Annotated in this window: 14 protein-coding genes and 1 pseudogene; 9 read left to right on the top strand and 6 right to left on the bottom strand. The window is 62.8% G+C overall.

All coding sequences use genetic code 11. The annotated features are described in order from the left end of the window. Window positions 1–38: 38 nt before the first annotated feature. On the bottom strand, window positions 39–560 hold the full coding sequence (locus tag BP38_RS0114715) for an SH3 domain-containing protein (RefSeq protein ID WP_051609427.1): 522 nt from the start codon (window positions 558–560) through the stop codon (window positions 39–41). 210 nt (window positions 561–770) lie between these two features. Here BP38_RS0114715 and BP38_RS0114710 point away from each other — a divergent pair, with 210 nt between their 5' ends. Continuing rightward, the gene (locus tag BP38_RS0114710; protein ID WP_026988363.1) at window positions 771–1,751 is read left to right on the top strand and encodes a 2-hydroxyacid dehydrogenase; all 981 of its coding nucleotides are present in this window, start codon (window positions 771–773) and stop codon (window positions 1,749–1,751) included. A 48-nt stretch (window positions 1,752–1,799) separates the two neighbouring features. Here BP38_RS0114710 and BP38_RS0114705 read toward each other — a convergent pair whose 3' ends face one another. From BP38_RS0114705 to fsa, 3 genes are read right to left on the bottom strand one after another with little or no spacing between them, the layout of a single operon-like run. Further along, window positions 1,800–2,765 (bottom strand): tyrosine recombinase XerC, encoded by a 966-nt coding sequence (locus tag BP38_RS0114705; RefSeq protein ID WP_051609411.1) that lies wholly within the window; start codon window positions 2,763–2,765, stop codon window positions 1,800–1,802. Beyond that, window positions 2,744–3,514: a DUF484 family protein gene (locus BP38_RS20880; protein ID WP_051609410.1), complete on the bottom strand. Its 771-nt coding sequence runs from the start codon at window positions 3,512–3,514 to the stop codon at window positions 2,744–2,746. The genes BP38_RS0114705 and BP38_RS20880 overlap by 22 nt, the downstream gene beginning before the upstream one ends. A 1-nt stretch (window position 3,515) precedes the next feature. Next, window positions 3,516–4,178, bottom strand: a complete 663-nt coding sequence (fsa, locus tag BP38_RS0114695; RefSeq protein WP_026988361.1) for a fructose-6-phosphate aldolase — start codon at window positions 4,176–4,178, stop codon at window positions 3,516–3,518. Between the two features lie 154 nt (window positions 4,179–4,332). Here fsa and BP38_RS0114690 point away from each other — a divergent pair, with 154 nt between their 5' ends. The 4 genes from BP38_RS0114690 to BP38_RS20870 all read left to right on the top strand — a co-directional run bounded on the left by BP38_RS0114690 (window position 4,333) and on the right by BP38_RS20870 (window position 9,001). Continuing rightward, entirely contained in the window at window positions 4,333–6,570 is a 2,238-nt protein-coding gene (locus BP38_RS0114690) for a primosomal protein N' (RefSeq protein WP_081816706.1), read from the top strand. A 272-nt stretch (window positions 6,571–6,842) separates the two neighbouring features. Next, window positions 6,843–8,195 carry a magnesium transporter gene (gene mgtE, locus BP38_RS20875; protein WP_035725459.1) on the top strand — a complete coding sequence of 451 codons (1,353 nt, stop codon included), beginning with the start codon at window positions 6,843–6,845 and terminating at the stop codon, window positions 8,193–8,195. A 140-nt stretch (window positions 8,196–8,335) separates the two neighbouring features. After that, window positions 8,336–8,509: an entericidin A/B family lipoprotein gene (locus tag BP38_RS22340; protein ID WP_081816705.1), complete on the top strand. Its 174-nt coding sequence runs from the start codon at window positions 8,336–8,338 to the stop codon at window positions 8,507–8,509. A 261-nt stretch (window positions 8,510–8,770) separates the two neighbouring features. Beyond that, a complete protein-coding gene (locus BP38_RS20870; RefSeq protein ID WP_035725458.1) occupies window positions 8,771–9,001 on the top strand; it encodes an entericidin A/B family lipoprotein in 231 nt (76 codons plus the stop codon). 123 nt (window positions 9,002–9,124) lie between these two features. Here BP38_RS20870 and BP38_RS0114675 read toward each other — a convergent pair whose 3' ends face one another. Together BP38_RS0114675 and BP38_RS20865 are read right to left on the bottom strand one after the other, a co-directional pair. Continuing rightward, complete coding sequence (locus BP38_RS0114675; RefSeq protein WP_162175170.1) at window positions 9,125–9,769, bottom strand: class I SAM-dependent DNA methyltransferase; 645 nt, start codon at window positions 9,767–9,769, stop codon at window positions 9,125–9,127. A gap of 90 nt (window positions 9,770–9,859) precedes the next feature. Continuing rightward, entirely contained in the window at window positions 9,860–10,813 is a 954-nt protein-coding gene (locus BP38_RS20865) for a LysR family transcriptional regulator (protein WP_051609408.1), read from the bottom strand. A gap of 121 nt (window positions 10,814–10,934) precedes the next feature. On the opposite strand from BP38_RS20865, the gene BP38_RS20860 reads away from it, so the two are divergent. The 4 genes and pseudogenes from BP38_RS20860 to BP38_RS0114650 all read left to right on the top strand — a co-directional run. Then, window positions 10,935–12,065, top strand: a complete 1,131-nt coding sequence (locus BP38_RS20860; protein WP_081816704.1) for a TauD/TfdA family dioxygenase — start codon at window positions 10,935–10,937, stop codon at window positions 12,063–12,065. Further along, window positions 12,065–12,643 carry an HD domain-containing protein gene (locus tag BP38_RS0114660; protein ID WP_026988358.1) on the top strand — a complete coding sequence of 193 codons (579 nt, stop codon included), beginning with the start codon at window positions 12,065–12,067 and terminating at the stop codon, window positions 12,641–12,643. Before BP38_RS20860 ends, BP38_RS0114660 begins: the two co-directional genes overlap by 1 nt. 127 nt (window positions 12,644–12,770) lie before the next feature. Then, on the top strand, window positions 12,771–14,015 hold the full coding sequence (locus BP38_RS0114655) for an alpha/beta hydrolase family protein (RefSeq protein WP_026988357.1): 1,245 nt from the start codon (window positions 12,771–12,773) through the stop codon (window positions 14,013–14,015). Between the two features lie 109 nt (window positions 14,016–14,124). Beyond that, window positions 14,125–14,385: pseudogene (locus BP38_RS0114650) on the top strand (IS481 family transposase); the annotation flags it as partial.

The following is a 14,385-nucleotide window of genomic DNA, read 5'->3' as shown; positions in this document are numbered from 1 at the left end:
GACGGTCCTGCATTCCCGCCAGGGAAACTTGAGGGCCGTCAGTCCAGCTTTTCGTTGTCGTAGACACCGAAGAAGGCCGTCCGCGGCAGCCAGCCCTCCAGACCGGAGAAGATGGCACGGCACCACGTGCCTTCACAGTCCTCCAGGTTGCCCAGCACGCCGGGTTCCAACTCTGCCACCGCTTCCGCTGTGTGCGAAGGCTGTTCACGCAACAGGATGCGGCGCTCGCCAGTGTCACTGGGCAGGACGCGCAGGGTGCGCGTGCCGCTGAGCATGGATTGGTGAACCCAGCCGACAGTGCCTTCCCAGTCGCGAATGCGCCGCCAGGTGGTGAATTCATCGATGACTTCCACGGGCAGGCCCCGGCGACGATAGACCCACTTTATGGGATAGCGTGTGCCCGGTCCCTTGCGCAGGTTGATCTCATTGGAATGCAGGGAAACGAAACGCGGAATGGGCAGGCCGGTGCGCCCTGGCCGTTCCACTTCCGTGCGCTCGTTTGTCGTGGCTGTAACCTCATCCTCCTGAGCCTGTGGGGCGTCAGGGGAGGCAAGAAACATGAAAAATGCAGCCAGAATGAAGACAGGGATTGTGCGCACGATGGAACAGACCGAAGATTTCGTTCAATCTAGCTAGGCGGCTTCATCGATTCAGGTCAAGTCCCGCAGGCTGGACAAACGGCGAGGGCCCCTGCTAAACGCGCGGTATCGCCTGCCGAGTAGGGGGCGTGTCGGGCGAAACGTCAGAAACCAGGCAACGGATACAATTCCATGAACAAACCCAAGGTTATTGTCACCCGGCGGCTTCCGGACCTGATCGAAACGCGCATGATGGAGTTGTTCGATTGCCAGTTGAACCTGGACGACAGCCCCATGAGTCAGGCCGATCTGATCGAGGCTGTGCGCAAAGCCGATGTCCTGGTTCCCACCGTGACGGATCGTATCGACTCCGCTGTTCTCAGCCAGGCGGGCGAACAACTGCAACTGATCGCTTCGTTCGGCACCGGCGTCGACCATATCGACCTGAAGACGGCCAGGGCGCGCGGGATTACCGTCACCAACACGCCGGGTGTCCTGACCGAAGATACGGCCGACATGACCATGGCGCTGATTCTTGCCGTCGCCCGCCGCCTTACGGAAGGTGAGCGTCTGGCGCGCTCGGGCGACTGGACGGGGTGGAGTCCCACCTCGATGCTGGGCCATCGCATCTGGGGCAAGCGCCTGGGCATCATCGGCATGGGCCGGATCGGCCAGGCTCTGGCCCGGCGGGCCAAGGGGTTCGGCCTCTCGATCCACTATCACAATCGGCGCCGGCTGCATGAGGACATCGAAAAGCCGCTGGAGGCCACCTACTGGGAAAGCCTGGACCAGATGCTGGCCCGCATGGACATCGTTTCGGTGAATTGCCCGCACACGCCGGCCACCTATCACCTCTTGTCCGCGCGTCGGCTGAAACTGATGCGACCGGACTCGATCCTGGTCAATACAAGCCGTGGCGAGGTGATCGACGAGAATGCCCTGGTGCGCATGCTTGGGGCAGGCGATCTGGCTGGGGCCGGCCTGGACGTCTTCGAGCACGAGCCGGCCATCAATCCCAAGCTGTTGAAGCTGACCAATGTCGTGGCCTTGCCGCACATGGGCTCGGCCACCATCGAGGGACGTCACGCCATGGGTGAGAAGGTCATCATCAACATCAAGACATTCGTGGATGGCCACACCCCGCCCGACCGGGTTCTGGAGGCGATGTTTTAGGAACTGCCAATCTATCGGCGTGATTCGGCCTGATACACGCAGTTGCCGTCAGTCGCGGCGTCGTGCTCGGGGGTGGGCCTGGTCATAGACCCGGCGCAGACCTGCGGCGTCCACGGCCGTATAGCGTTGTGTCGTCGACAGAGAGGCATGACCCAGCAGTTCCTGGATGGTGCGCAGGTCGCCACCATCGGCCAGGAGGTGCGTGGCAAAGGAGTGACGCAGCGCATGGGGCGTCGCCTTCTCAGGCAGGCCCAGAAGTCCGCGCAGTTGCTGCATGCGACCCTGGATCACCCTTGCGGACAGAGGGCCGCCGCGCACGCCGCGGAAAAGGGGCTGGTCCGGCGGCAGGTCATGGGGGCAGCTGTTCATGTAGTCCCCGAGGGCCGCCCGAATCACGGGCAGCAGCGGCAGCTGGCGTTGCTTGTTGCCCTTTCCGGTGACCACGAGTCCTTCCTGACCTGAGTCCGGCAGGTCAGCCGGGGTCAGGGACAGCGCCTCGCTGATGCGCAGGCCGGCCCCATAGAGCAGGAGCAGAACGGCCGAATCGCGTTTGCCGATCCAGGGGCGTTCGTCCAACTCGTGAACGGCTTCCGTGGCCCTGCGGGAGTCTTCTTCATCGAGCGCTTTCGGCACTTGAAGCGCCTGTCGTGGACTGCGCAGGGCGGTGATGGCGGGGTTGTCGAAATGCCCGTTGCGTGCGGCCCAGCGATAGAAGTTGCGCAACGTGGACAGCGCCCGGGCAGATGAGCTTTTCTGAAGGCCGTCCAGGGTGCGTTGTGTCATCCAGGCCCGGAAATCGGCCGTACTCAGACTGGCCAGAAGCTTCGTGTCGGGCAGCTGTCCATGATGTGCTCCGAGAAATGAGAGGAACGCGCCCAGATCGCGGTTGTAGGCCTGTAGCGTATGAGGGGACATGCGCTTTTCATGGGCCAGCCAGCGTTGCCAACGCTCGATGAGGGTCAGCAGGTCGCTGTTGGCCTGCAGGCCGGGGACTATTCCGGTATTTCCAGCCATCCGCGTATCAGGCGTTCAAGACAGTGGCCCAGGAACTGCAGGAGCTCGGTGCCCTGACTGCTCGAGAAATGCTCGGGATCGCGGCTGCCCAGGGCCAGCAGGGCCGGGGGCGTGCTGCCGGATATGGACAGCCTGAGAAGCGCATCGGACTGGATAAGTTCGCTTGCCGGGCCGAAAAGGGCAGGGTCCCCCGGCTGGTGGTCGCGCAGGACCACGCGGGCAGAGGGCCCGAACAGGGCATTGACGCTGTCTGCCGGCAGGCACTGGATCCGGCCGATATGCATCTGCGGCACCTTGCCGGTCTCGTTCTCCACGCAAAGGCTGGTGGCGTCCAGATCCAGCAGGACCATCATCTCGTTGGAGATGGTTTCGATCAGATGCTCGAAGGATTGGGCCGAGAGCAGGGTGATCACGACTTCGTGGATCTTGTGCTGCGAGTGAAGGTTGTCGCGCAGCGTGGTGATCATCTCGTCGCGCGTACGCCGCAGCTCCTCGTTTTCCTGACGCAGCCGCAGGACCATCGCCTGCTGCATGTCGATCACACTGCGCCCGGTGTCTTCCAGCCCCGGTGTGGCCGGGGGGTCCAGGGAATCGAGGATGTCCGGGTGGCGGACCAGGAAGTCCGGATGCCGGCGCAGCCAGGCCGCCACCATGTCGGCATTGATCGCCGCGCGCGCCGCAGCATCGGAGCCGGCGGGCTCCTCTGCCTTGGTTGGTTCCTGCGCGGCGTCTTGCCGTTTGCGTGTCATCTCACTTGCCCAGGATGCTCTGGCCCGTCTTGGCCCAATCGGCCAGGAAGGCGTCGAGTCCCTTGTCGGTCAGCGGATGCTTGAACAGCGAGCGCAGCACCGCCGGTGGAAGGGTGGCCACGTCGGCGCCCAGGCGGGCCGACTCCACCACATGCATCGGCGAGCGCACGGAGGCGACAAGGACCTCGGTCTGAAGGTCCGGATAGTTGGCATAGATCTCGACGATCTGGCCGATCAGTTCCATGCCCTCTGTTCCGATGTCGTCCAGTCGACCGATGAAGGGCGAGATGTAGCTGGCGCCCGCCTTGGCGGCCAGCAAGGCTTGGGCCGGCGAGAAGCAGAGTGTGACGTTGACCCTTGTGCCCTCCTCGGACAGCGCCTTGCAGGTCTTCAGTCCATCCGGGGTCAGGGGCACCTTCACACAGACATTGTCCGCCAGCTTGGCCAGGTGGCGTCCTTCGGCCAGCATGGTGTCATGGTCGGTTGCGGTGACTTCGGCCGAGACAGGTCCCGGTACGACAGCGCAGATCTGCTTGATGACCTCCAGGAAATCGCCGCCGTTCTTGGCGATCAGCGACGGATTGGTGGTAACGCCGTCGACAAGGCCGGTTGCTGCAAGGTCGCGGATCTCGTCCAGATCGGCGGTATCGATGAAAAACTTCATGGTATGCTGTACTCCGGGTTTGCCTTTAGCCTTGCGGGGGGTGATAGAACCTCATGTCTTCTGCGTCCAGCCCCGATCCGGCGCCGCCTCTGTGGCAACGGCCGGCCAGCGGGGCAGCCACATGGCCCCTGTTCCCTGGAGTCCAGTCTAGCCCATGGTTTCCCCGCCTGCCAGCCTGAGTACGGATGAGAAAGTCATCGAGGGCGGGGCAGTGGTGGCCGTCCTGCTGCCCCTGCCACTGGATCAGCCCTACAGCTATCTGTTGCCCGAAGACCTGTCGGCCATGCCGGGGACTTTTGTCGAGGTGCCGCTTGGCAAACGGCGCTTGCCTGGAGTCATCTGGAAGCGGCAGGACCAAGCGGATATTGCACGGGACCGTTTGAAAAGCGTGCTACGGGTGCACGATGTTCCCCCCATGCCGGATGTCCAGCGCCGCTTCATCACCTGGGTGGCCGGCTATACCCTGGCGCCGCTGGGGGGTGTCTTGCGCATGGCCCTGTCGGTTCCGGCCGCCCTGGATCCACCACGCCCGCATCAGGTCCTGGTTCGCAGCGACCAGCCCGTGTCGGATGATCTGCGCCTGACCCCGGCCCGGCAGAGAGTGATCGAGCTGGCGGAACAGGGCTTCGCCCATCCACCGGGAGTCATGGCCCGGGAGGCAGGGGTCAGTTCCTCTGTGGTGAAGGGCCTGCAGGAGGCGGGCTTGCTGCAGGCGGTTTCCCAGCGTCCCAGGCGCAGCTTCGCGGTCCCGGAGGGGGCTCGTCCCGGGCCCACCCTGTCCGCAGGGCAGGCCAGTGTGGCCGAGGCGCTCTGCGGCAAGGTCAGGGAGGACGCCTTCTCGGTGACGCTGCTGGATGGTGTGACCGGCTCGGGCAAGACCGAAGTCTACTTCGAAGCGGTGGCCAGCGCCCTGCAGCAAGGCCGCCAGGTCCTGGTCCTGCAGCCGGAGATCGCGCTGTCCTCGCAATGGATCGAGCGGTTCGAGCGGCGCTTCGGGGTACAGCCGGCAGAGTGGCACAGCGACCTGACTCCAGCGCAGCGGCGCACGACCTGGCGGGCCGTGGCCGAAGGTGAAGCCTCCGTCCTTGTGGGCGCGCGATCATCCTTGTTCCTGCCCTTCCGCGACCTGGGCCTGATCGTGGTCGACGAGGAACACGATCCCGCCTACAAGCAGGAGGACGGCGTGATCTACCAGGCGCGGGACATGGCTGTGGTGCGGGGTCAACTGGGCCAGTTCCCGGTGATTCTGGCCTCTGCAACGCCCTCGCTGGAAAGCGTCCTCAATGTTCAGGCCGGCAAGTACCAGCTGGAGGAGCTTCCCGCGCGCCATGGCGGCGCCAGCCTGCCGGAGGTTTCGGTGCTGGACCTGCGCAAGGACCGGCCCGAACGCCTGCCCAGCGGCGGGCAGAGCTGGCTGGCGCCAAGCCTGCGCAAGGCCATCACCGAAACACTGGAGCAGGGCGAACAGGCCCTGCTGTTCCTCAATCGGCGAGGATACGCACCGCTGACGCTCTGCCGCACCTGCGGCCACAGGATCGAGTGTCCCGATTGCACGGCCTGGCTGGTGGAGCACCGCAAGTGGGGACAGTTGCAATGCCATCATTGCGGTTACCGTGCCCCACTGCCCAGGGCTTGCCCCTCCTGCGACGAGACGGACAGCCTGGTGGCTTGCGGCCCGGGGGTGGAGCGGCTGGACGAGGAGGTGCGCCTGTTGTTCCCGGAAGCACGTCACCTCCTGCTGTCCAGTGATACCCTGCCGGGGCCGGCGGCCGCACAGGATCTGATGCGGCAGATTCAGCAGCGCGAAGTGGACTTGATCGTCGGGACCCAGATCGTTGCCAAGGGGCATCATTTCCCCTGGCTGACCCTGGTGGGCGTGGTGGATGCCGATCTGGGGCTGGGCGGTGGCGACCTGCGTGCAGGCGAGCGCACCTATCAGCTCTTGCAGCAGGTCGCAGGCCGGGCGGGCCGGGCGGAACGGCCCGGACGCGTCCTGCTGCAGAGTTACATCCCCGAGCATCCCGTATTGCAGGCGCTTCAGTCGGGCGACCGCGATGCCTTCCTGGCCCATGAGGCCGAGACGCGGGAGCGCGGCTTCCTGCCGCCCTTCTCGCGCATGGCGGCCCTTGTCATCTCCGCGCCCGATGCCGAACAGGCCGATGCGGCCAGCAGGGCCATGGCACGGGCGGCCCCACAGGCAGAGGGGCTGGAGGTGCTGGGACCGGCCCCGGCCCCCCTGGCGGTCCTGCGCGGCCGGCACCGCCGCCGCTTTTTGGTCAAGGCACGCCGCGACCTGCCGCTCCAGCGGCTGCTGGCGGAATGGCGCGACCGGGTTTCCCTGCACGGCTCGGTCCGCCTGGCCATTGACGTGGATCCCTACAGCTTCCTCTAGCTGCGGCCCGGTTGCCAGCCGTGGCGAATCTTGCTGCATGGACTGAAGCAACTGCTATCGTCTGCCTGCGGCGCTTTTGCAAAGGCACAACCGCAGTGGACGATCCGAGTAGAGTCATCAGCAGAGACACTTCGGAGAACAGGCATGAAGCGGGGCCCGGCGGGCCATCATGCCGAATCGCCGGTCCTCGGCCGGGGGTGGTAACGGGATCTGAGTGATCGAATCCCCCTCCTCTGGCCAATCCCGGCAGCCCATGCCAAGGAGGCGGATATATGAAGGAAGATGCCCGGACACGCACGCCGATCGAGCAGGTGCTGAGGGAAGATCCCGAAGCGGCTCGTGAATTTCTGGACACAGCCTATGCCGTGGATATCGCAACCTTCCTGGAGGAGTTGCCGCCGCAAACGGCAGAGGCCCAACTGTTGTCCCTGCCGCTGGCACGCCAGACCGCTGTTTTCCGCTATCTGAAACCTGGCGGTCAGGTCAAGCTGGCCCAGAGGTTGGAGCGGGGACAACTGGCGCAGATCGTCAGCGCGATGAATGCGGATGACCGCACTGATCTGTTCAACCGCCTGTCCCCCGAACAGCAGGAGGCCCTGCTGCCCGGTCTTGCCCAGGCCGCGCGCGAGGACATTCGGCGCCTGGCCGGGCACGCGGAAGGCACGGCGGGCGCGCTCATGACCTCAGACTACGTGGCGCTGCGCTCCGACATTACCGTGCGCGAGGCCCTGGATGTCCTGCGTCGGGAAGCGCCTGACAAGGAAACGATCTATCGCACCTATGTGATCGATGATGATCGCCGTCTGGTGTCGTCCGTGCGTTTGCGGGATCTGATTCTGGCACAGCCGGAGACTCGGGTGTCCGAGGTCATGATCTCTGAAACCCTTGCGGTAGGCGTCGAGGATTCTCAGGAAGACGTGGCCCGCAAGATTGCGCGCTATGACGTGATTGCCGTACCGGTGGTGGACTCGGACGGGCGCCTGGTGGGGATCGTCACGCACGACGATGCGCTGGATGCCTTGCAGGAAGAAGCCACCGAGGACTTCCACCGGATCGGGACGGTCGGCAAGCTGAGCGAGAGCGTACGCAATGCCAGCATGAGAACACTCTATCGCAAGCGCATTTTCTGGCTGGCCTTGCTGATTGTCGGCAACCTGTTCTCAGGTGCCGGCATCGCCTATTTCGAGGAGACCATTTCCAGTCACGTGGGCCTGCTGTTCTTCCTGCCCCTGCTGATCGGCAGCAGCGGCAATGCCGGATCCCAGTCTGCCACTCTCATGGTCCGTGCCATCGCAACCGGCGATGTGGTGATGCGGGACTGGGGACGTCTGCTGGGGCGTGAGCTGCTTGTGGCCCTGGCGCTGGGCCTCACTCTGGCGCTGGCGGTTTCTGCCATCGGTCTGTTGCGTGGAGGCGTGGACATCGCGCTCGTGGTTTCCCTGACCATGGTCCTGGTGGTCCTGGTTGGCAGCCTGATCGGTTTGTCGCTGCCCTTCCTGCTGGATCGCATGAAGCTGGATCCGGCGACAGCCAGCGCCCCGCTGGTCACGACCATTGCCGACGCCGTGGGTGTGATCATCTTTTTCACCATCGCGACCGTGGTGTTGTTTCAACCGGCAATCTGAGACATCAGGGCAGGCTTGTCGCAGGCTTCGGTCCTACTCATAGGTAATAGGATGGAATATTCAGGAAGACTCATTAATTATTATTGAATTATAAATAATTAATACTATTTATAGAAATCAGGAAATAATTGGAAATAAAAATGTATATTCCTTATAATTCATATCTATTAATTGTAATGGTTCTAATCGTACTTGGCGTGGGGGTAGCGCTTTCTGCCTGCAATACCATTGAAGGAATGGGGCGTGATGTGGAATTGGCTGGTGAGGCGACAAGTGAAACTGCCCGTGATGCCAAGAGAGAGCTCTCGAACTGATGGGAAAATCCGACGGTTCAGCCAAGGCCGGATTTGTATAAGCCTGACGCCTCCATCGCGCTGTAAACGTCTGTTGTCGGATGTGATGACAGCCGCCTTACCCATTGGTCTGTCAGGGGCTGTGCGGTAGACGAAGGCGGACTCAGATTGCGTTCATTGTCCAGGGGGGAAGCGGGACAGCGGCAGGGGGCTTGTTGCGGCCCAGTGTGGTGAACCATGCCATAGAATAGTCACAGAGCAAGGAATCAGAACTCCTGTTGAATGATGGATAATCAAAGCCATCTGGTGTTCGAGGAATTCGGAAAAAAGGAAATGAAAATGAATATTTCATCCGCACTGATGGCACCGATTTTCATGATTCTTCTTGCCTTTGGTGCAAGCACGGCCCTGTCTTCCTGCAATACCATTGAAGGAATGGGGGAAGATACTCAGGCTGCTGGTGAAGCGACAAGTGAAACAGCGCGTGAAGCCGAGGAAGAACTGGAAGACTGACGTTCCAGAAGAGCCATGCTGGCCCCAAAAGGGGCCTCGGCATTGATCAACGAAAGGCGGCCATCGAGACCGATGGCCGCCTTTCGTCATTCCCATTCATCTTGTCTGGGGACAGGCTCCAGCTTAGCGCACCCGGAAGAGGAAATAGATGATGCCGATGTTGTCGGCATAGTCGGGATGGCCAGGCAAATAGGGTTGGGAGTCCGTGATCTCGACTTTCTCCCAGAGGCCCTTGTCCTCCAGCTCCCGGGTCAGGGCGAAGAAGTCCTGTTCGGCCACAAGGTCGTCGCGGTGGGTGAACAGGATGTAGCCGCCGGGGCGCGTGACACGACAGAATTCCGAAAGCAGGCCGTTCATATCCTTAATGTAGGTCAGGACACCGATGGAAACGGTTGCCTCATAGAGGTCGTTGTCCAGGGGCAGTGGATGCTTGTCCAGGTCGATGACCTGCACCGAGTTGTAGATTTCTCGCTTCCTGGCCAGTTCGACGGACTCGGGCGAAAGGTCGCTGCCGTCGATACGTCCGGTGTAGCCGGCATCGCGCAGGGCCAGGCCGCTCAGCCCGGTGCCGCAGCCGGCGTCGAATATCGTGGCGTCGGCTGAAATCAGTGGCTTCAGCATGGCCGCCGCCTGCTTCGGTGCCTGGTAGTCCCAGGAGTGCAGGGTTTCGTCATAGGACTCGGCCCACTGGTCGTAGTAGGCACGCAGCTCCTCGCGGTCCATCTTGCGAATATCCTTCAGCCAGGAATGGTCTTCGTTTTCAGACACGGGTCTGATGTCTCCCTTGTTGTTGCTGAGTGCCTGTTTTCTCACATGCTGCAGCCAGCCTTGCAAGGAAGCGGGCTGCATGCCAGCCATTCAGCGGCCTTCACTGTCCTGTTGTGGCAGGCGGTCTGCCAGGGGAATTGCCTGTTCGGCGATCCAGTCGGCAACCTGGCGGGCCGGCCGGCTGGACAGGTTGTGCAGGAACAGGCCATAGCCCCGTCCGGAGCGTGTGAAGGCCTGGCCGCATGTCACCAGCCGGCTCTCCTCCAGCAGCGGCTCCACCAGTCCGCGCCAGCCCAGCGCAATGCCCTTGCCCTCCAGCGCGGCCTGCTGCAGCAGGGGGTAGTTGTTGTAGTAGAGTCGGACGTCGGGTTGGAAATTCTCGATCCCCTGGGCCTGGAACCAGAGCGGCCAGTCGCACCAGCGCGATTCCTGTTCGTCCAGATGAAGCAGAGGCAATTCGCGCAGGCGTTCAGGCGCGAGCAGGTCATCCGGAACCAGGCCGTGACGCGCGGCAAAGGCGGGCGAACAGACCGGCTGGGCCGCCTCATGGAACAGAAAACGCAGTGCGGAGCCGCTGCGCTCATGCTGGCCAAAGCGGACTTCCATGTCGGGTCGGCGCTGGGGGTTCACACGCGGATCATCTTCGGCTCGAATGATGAAGTCCCGTTCCGGAAAGGCGGCTTCCAGCGATGGAAGCAAGGGTTCGAGCCAGAGATGGGCAAATCCGAAAGGGGCGGAAATGACGATGGGGGGCCGGGCCTGTCGGCCGGGTTTCATGTCCTCGCTGGCCCCGGCAATGCCGTGCAGGGCCCGGGCAACATCCTCCCAATAGCGCTGCGCCTGTGGCGTCGGCTTAAGAAGGCGCCCGCTGCGCTGGAACAGGGGACTGTCCAGATGCGCTTCAAGACTGCGCAGACGCTGGGACACAGCCGGTTGACTGGTGCCGAGTTCCCTTGCCGCGGCGGTGATCGTGCCGCAGCGGACCACCGCCTCGAAGGCGATGAGCGCGTTCATGGGCGGAAGGCGGCGAGCCAGTGAATCCATAAGCCCAACTTATGGATTTCCTTAAGACTTTCCAGCTTTTTTTGCCAGTCCCTGAGGGTCACTTTCTGGCCACGACATGCATGCCACATGACCCGCAAGACAAGTTGGAACGAGGATTTTCATGACGTCACCCATGACCTTCGATGTGGTGGACAACCAGCCTTTCGTGACCCTGGGGCGTGAACGCTGTTCCCTGCCGGCGCTCTGGCTGCGCGAGCGTAGCCGGGCTGCAAGCCTCTGTGACCCGGTCACGGGCCAGCGCCTGTTCAACCCGCACGAACTGCCTGAGGATCTGGGCTTTGAAATGGCCGTTGTGGCGGATGGTGCGCTGCAGGTGACCTACAGCGACGGTTTCCGCGACAGCTATGCCCTGGAAGACCTGAAGGCAGCCATCGCACAGGACAATGGCCTGCCCAGCGTCACGACCTGGGCGGCCGTGGATGGGGCCGGGAAAATCTTCGATTGGCAGAAGCTCAAGGACGATGACCGCGAAACCTTGGCCTGTGTCGAGGCCTTCCTGGCCCGTGGTTTCGTGATCCTGGAAAACACGCCCACGGAGCGGGACTCCATCCTCAGCGTGGCGGCACACTTCGGGCAGGTGAGGCATACCAACTTTGGGCGTTTTTTCGAGGTCTATTCGCGGCCGGGCTCGAACGACCTGGCTTATCGCCCCGTGCCCCTGGCGCCGCATACGGACAATCCCTATCGCAATCCGGTGCCGGGCATCCAGATCCTGCATTGCCTGGCCAACGAAACCACGGGCGGCCATTCGACCCTGGTGGACGGGTTTCGTGTCTGCGATCAGTTGCAGGACGAGGACCCCGAAGGTTTCCAGCTATTGAAGGAGATCGAGGTCGGTTTCCGCTTCCGCGATGGCCAGGCTCACCTGACCGACCGCCATCCCATGATCGAGACCGACCACCTGGGCCGTCCAACCGGAATTCACTACAGCCCGCGCCTGGATGAAACGCCGCTGCTGGACCCCGCTGTGCTGAGGTCTTTCCATCGTGCGCGAAACCGCCTGGGCAGCCTTCTGTCCGACCCCGAGAACGAATTCCGCTTCCTGCTGGAGCAGGGGCAGCTGATGATGTTCGACAACAACCGCGTGCTGCATGGGCGCACAGCCTATGACCCCGACGAGGGACTTCGCCACCTTCAGGGCTGTTACATCGACCGGGATGGGCCGGAAAGCCTTTACCGCGTGCTGTCTGCGCAAGACCAGCCTGCAGCCGACGTGCGGGAGGTCGCGTGATGGAACAGGTCAGCTTTACGCGCATGAGCGAGGGCACGCGCGCGGATTATCACTTCCTTGACCGATTGGAGCGCCAGCATGCCGAGGGTGTGGCCGACCGCATCCTGGCGGCGCTGGCCGGGTTGGAGCATTCGCTGGAAGGCTATCAGGTCACGCGCCTGGAACACTCGCTTCAGACCGCAACACGGGCCGAAGCCGATGGGGCCGACAAAGAGATGATCGTGGCCGCCCTGATCCACGACCTGGGCGACGACCTGGCTCCGCACAATCACTCCCAGTTCGCCGCCGCGATCCTGAGGCCCTATGTGCGCGAGGAGGTGACCTGGGTGCTGGAGATGCACGGCCTGTTCCAGATGCAGTTCTATGGCGACCGGCTGGACCTGCCGACGGACCGGCACCTGGCCTATGCGGACCATCCCTATTTCGAAAGCTGCCAGCGTTTCTGCCGCGACTGGGACCAGGAGTCCTTCGACCCGAGCTATCCCACGCAGCCGCTTTCCCACTTCGAGCCCCTGCTGCGCGAGATATTTGCCCGTCCGCCCTTCGACCCGGCGATCCTGAAGGAACAAAACGGCTGAACAAACTGTCGTATTATTGGACTTGTAAGAATCTTGCGCAGCGCTATCTTCATGTAGCCGCGGGAAAACCTTCGAAAAGTGCCGTACTCCTCTCGGCCTGGAAGGCTCAGGTAGGGATGCGTTCAGGATGAACTACTTCACCCCGTTTGCGACACGGAATTTCAATGCCCAGCTGCAGCGCAGCCTGGGCAAGGCCTATCTTGGCGCCGCGTCCATCGGAGAGGTGATGGCCACAGCCGCGGACATTCGGGACGCCAATGTCGACAGCTGGCACCAGGCCTGGAGGCGGCTGGCCGAGCGCCTGGAGACGCGTGCCGAACACGCGCAGGCGGCTGGACAGCAGGAAACGGCCAGAGGGCTGTTCCTGCGCGCCGCTGAGGCCTGGCGTCAATCCTGCTTCTATCACCGGATCAACCTCGATTGCCGCGAGCTGCAGGAGGCCTGGCCACGGATCGCGGCCTGCTTCCAGGGTTTCATGAATCTGAGCCCCTGGTCCGGCGAAGGCATGCAGATTCCCTATGAGGGCGGGACGCTTCACGCCTATCTGGCTCTGCCTGCCAGCAATGGCCGGCCCTACCGGACCCTGGTGTTGCCCTCGGGCTATGATTCCAGCCTTGAGGAAATGCTGGTCATGGTGGGGCTGCCGGCCCTGGCGCGGGGCTATGCCGTGCTGGCCGTCGATGGACCGGGGCAGGGCAAGACGCTCTATGATCCCGAGATCCGGGCCTTCATGCGCCCCGACTTCGAGACGGCCCTGAAGGCCGTGGTCGACCGGGCCCTGGAGGACTCCCGCCTGGACCCGGAATGCCTGGTGGCCATGGGCGTCAGCTTTGGCGGCTATCTCGTGCCACGTGCCGCAGGCGGGGAACCCCGCCTGGCAGCACTGGTGGCCGATCCGGGACAATACGATATCGGTTCGGCCATGTTCGCGCGCCTGCCCCCCAACATGATCGAACGCCTGGACGAGGACAGCCAGGACGCACATGACATTTTCGAAAGCCTGGCCCAGGGCAACGACGGTACCTTCCTTTTCCGTCCGCGCATGGCGGCACATGGTGTGGACAGCGTTCAGGACTATTGCCGCCAACTGGTCGCCTATCATAACCGGGACGCCGCCCCGCACATCACCTGTCCCAGCCTGATCTGCGACAACGAGGAGGACGCTGTCTCGACGGGGCAGGGGCAGCTGCTGGCCAACGCCATGACGGCGGCCGAAGTGACCTTCCAACGCTTCACGAAAGCCGAAGGCGCCGGTGGCCACTGCGAAGGCATGGGCCGCGAGATCTTCGACGAACGGGTCTTCGCCTGGCTGGATGATGTCTTTACGGAGGGTCGCCCTGACTCATCCAGGCCAAGCCGGGATAGGACATAGGAGCCGTCCCGACCAAAGGGTCCTGCCGCTTTGCCTGAAGTCTTGAGGGTAGCTGTTTGATCCCAGGTTTTGATGGTGTGATTCTGTCCGAGGACTGGAAGGAGGCACTATGGGCCAAGTTCTACACAGCTGCGCCACGACCACGCACGCCATCAGAGCTGCAATACAGCGATCGGAAGCTTCGGCCTCGGAGTTGAGCCAGACCTATGGGATCAATCCGAAGACGGTTCTCAAATGGCGCAAGCGGGCGACGGTCACCGACAGGCAGACTGGTCCCAAGGAACCAGCATCAAGCGTTCTCAGCCTCGAGGAAGAGGCCGTGATCATTGCCTTTCGGCGGCACACCCTGTTGCCATTGGATGACTGCCTT

Origin of the sequence: Fodinicurvata fenggangensis DSM 21160, assembly GCF_000686045.1 — a bacterium.
GTDB lineage: Bacteria > Pseudomonadota > Alphaproteobacteria > Kiloniellales > DSM-21159 > Fodinicurvata > Fodinicurvata fenggangensis.
This window is presented reverse-complemented; position numbering and strand designations above follow the sequence as displayed.

Bases quoted from the DNA above. Each gene is read 5' to 3' on its own strand.
- mgtE (WP_035725459.1), top strand. From the start codon at position 6,843: ATGAAGGAAGATGCCCGGACACGCACGCCGATCGAGCAGGTGCTGAGG.
- BP38_RS0114655 (WP_026988357.1), top strand. From the start codon at position 12,771: ATGAACTACTTCACCCCGTTTGCGACACGGAATTTCAATGCCCAGCTG.
- BP38_RS0114690 (WP_081816706.1), top strand. From the start codon at position 4,333: ATGGTTTCCCCGCCTGCCAGCCTGAGTACGGATGAGAAAGTCATCGAG.
- BP38_RS20880 (WP_051609410.1), bottom strand. From the start codon at position 3,514: ATGACACGCAAACGGCAAGACGCCGCGCAGGAACCAACCAAGGCAGAG.
- BP38_RS0114705 (WP_051609411.1), bottom strand. From the start codon at position 2,765: ATGGCTGGAAATACCGGAATAGTCCCCGGCCTGCAGGCCAACAGCGAC.
- fsa (WP_026988361.1), bottom strand. From the start codon at position 4,178: ATGAAGTTTTTCATCGATACCGCCGATCTGGACGAGATCCGCGACCTT.
- BP38_RS20865 (WP_051609408.1), bottom strand. From the start codon at position 10,813: ATGGATTCACTGGCTCGCCGCCTTCCGCCCATGAACGCGCTCATCGCC.
- BP38_RS20870 (WP_035725458.1), top strand. From the start codon at position 8,771: ATGATGGATAATCAAAGCCATCTGGTGTTCGAGGAATTCGGAAAAAAG.
- BP38_RS20860 (WP_081816704.1), top strand. From the start codon at position 10,935: ATGACGTCACCCATGACCTTCGATGTGGTGGACAACCAGCCTTTCGTG.
- BP38_RS0114710 (WP_026988363.1), top strand. From the start codon at position 771: ATGAACAAACCCAAGGTTATTGTCACCCGGCGGCTTCCGGACCTGATC.
- BP38_RS0114660 (WP_026988358.1), top strand. From the start codon at position 12,065: ATGGAACAGGTCAGCTTTACGCGCATGAGCGAGGGCACGCGCGCGGAT.
- BP38_RS0114715 (WP_051609427.1), bottom strand. From the start codon at position 560: ATGTTTCTTGCCTCCCCTGACGCCCCACAGGCTCAGGAGGATGAGGTT.
- BP38_RS22340 (WP_081816705.1), top strand. From the start codon at position 8,336: ATGTATATTCCTTATAATTCATATCTATTAATTGTAATGGTTCTAATC.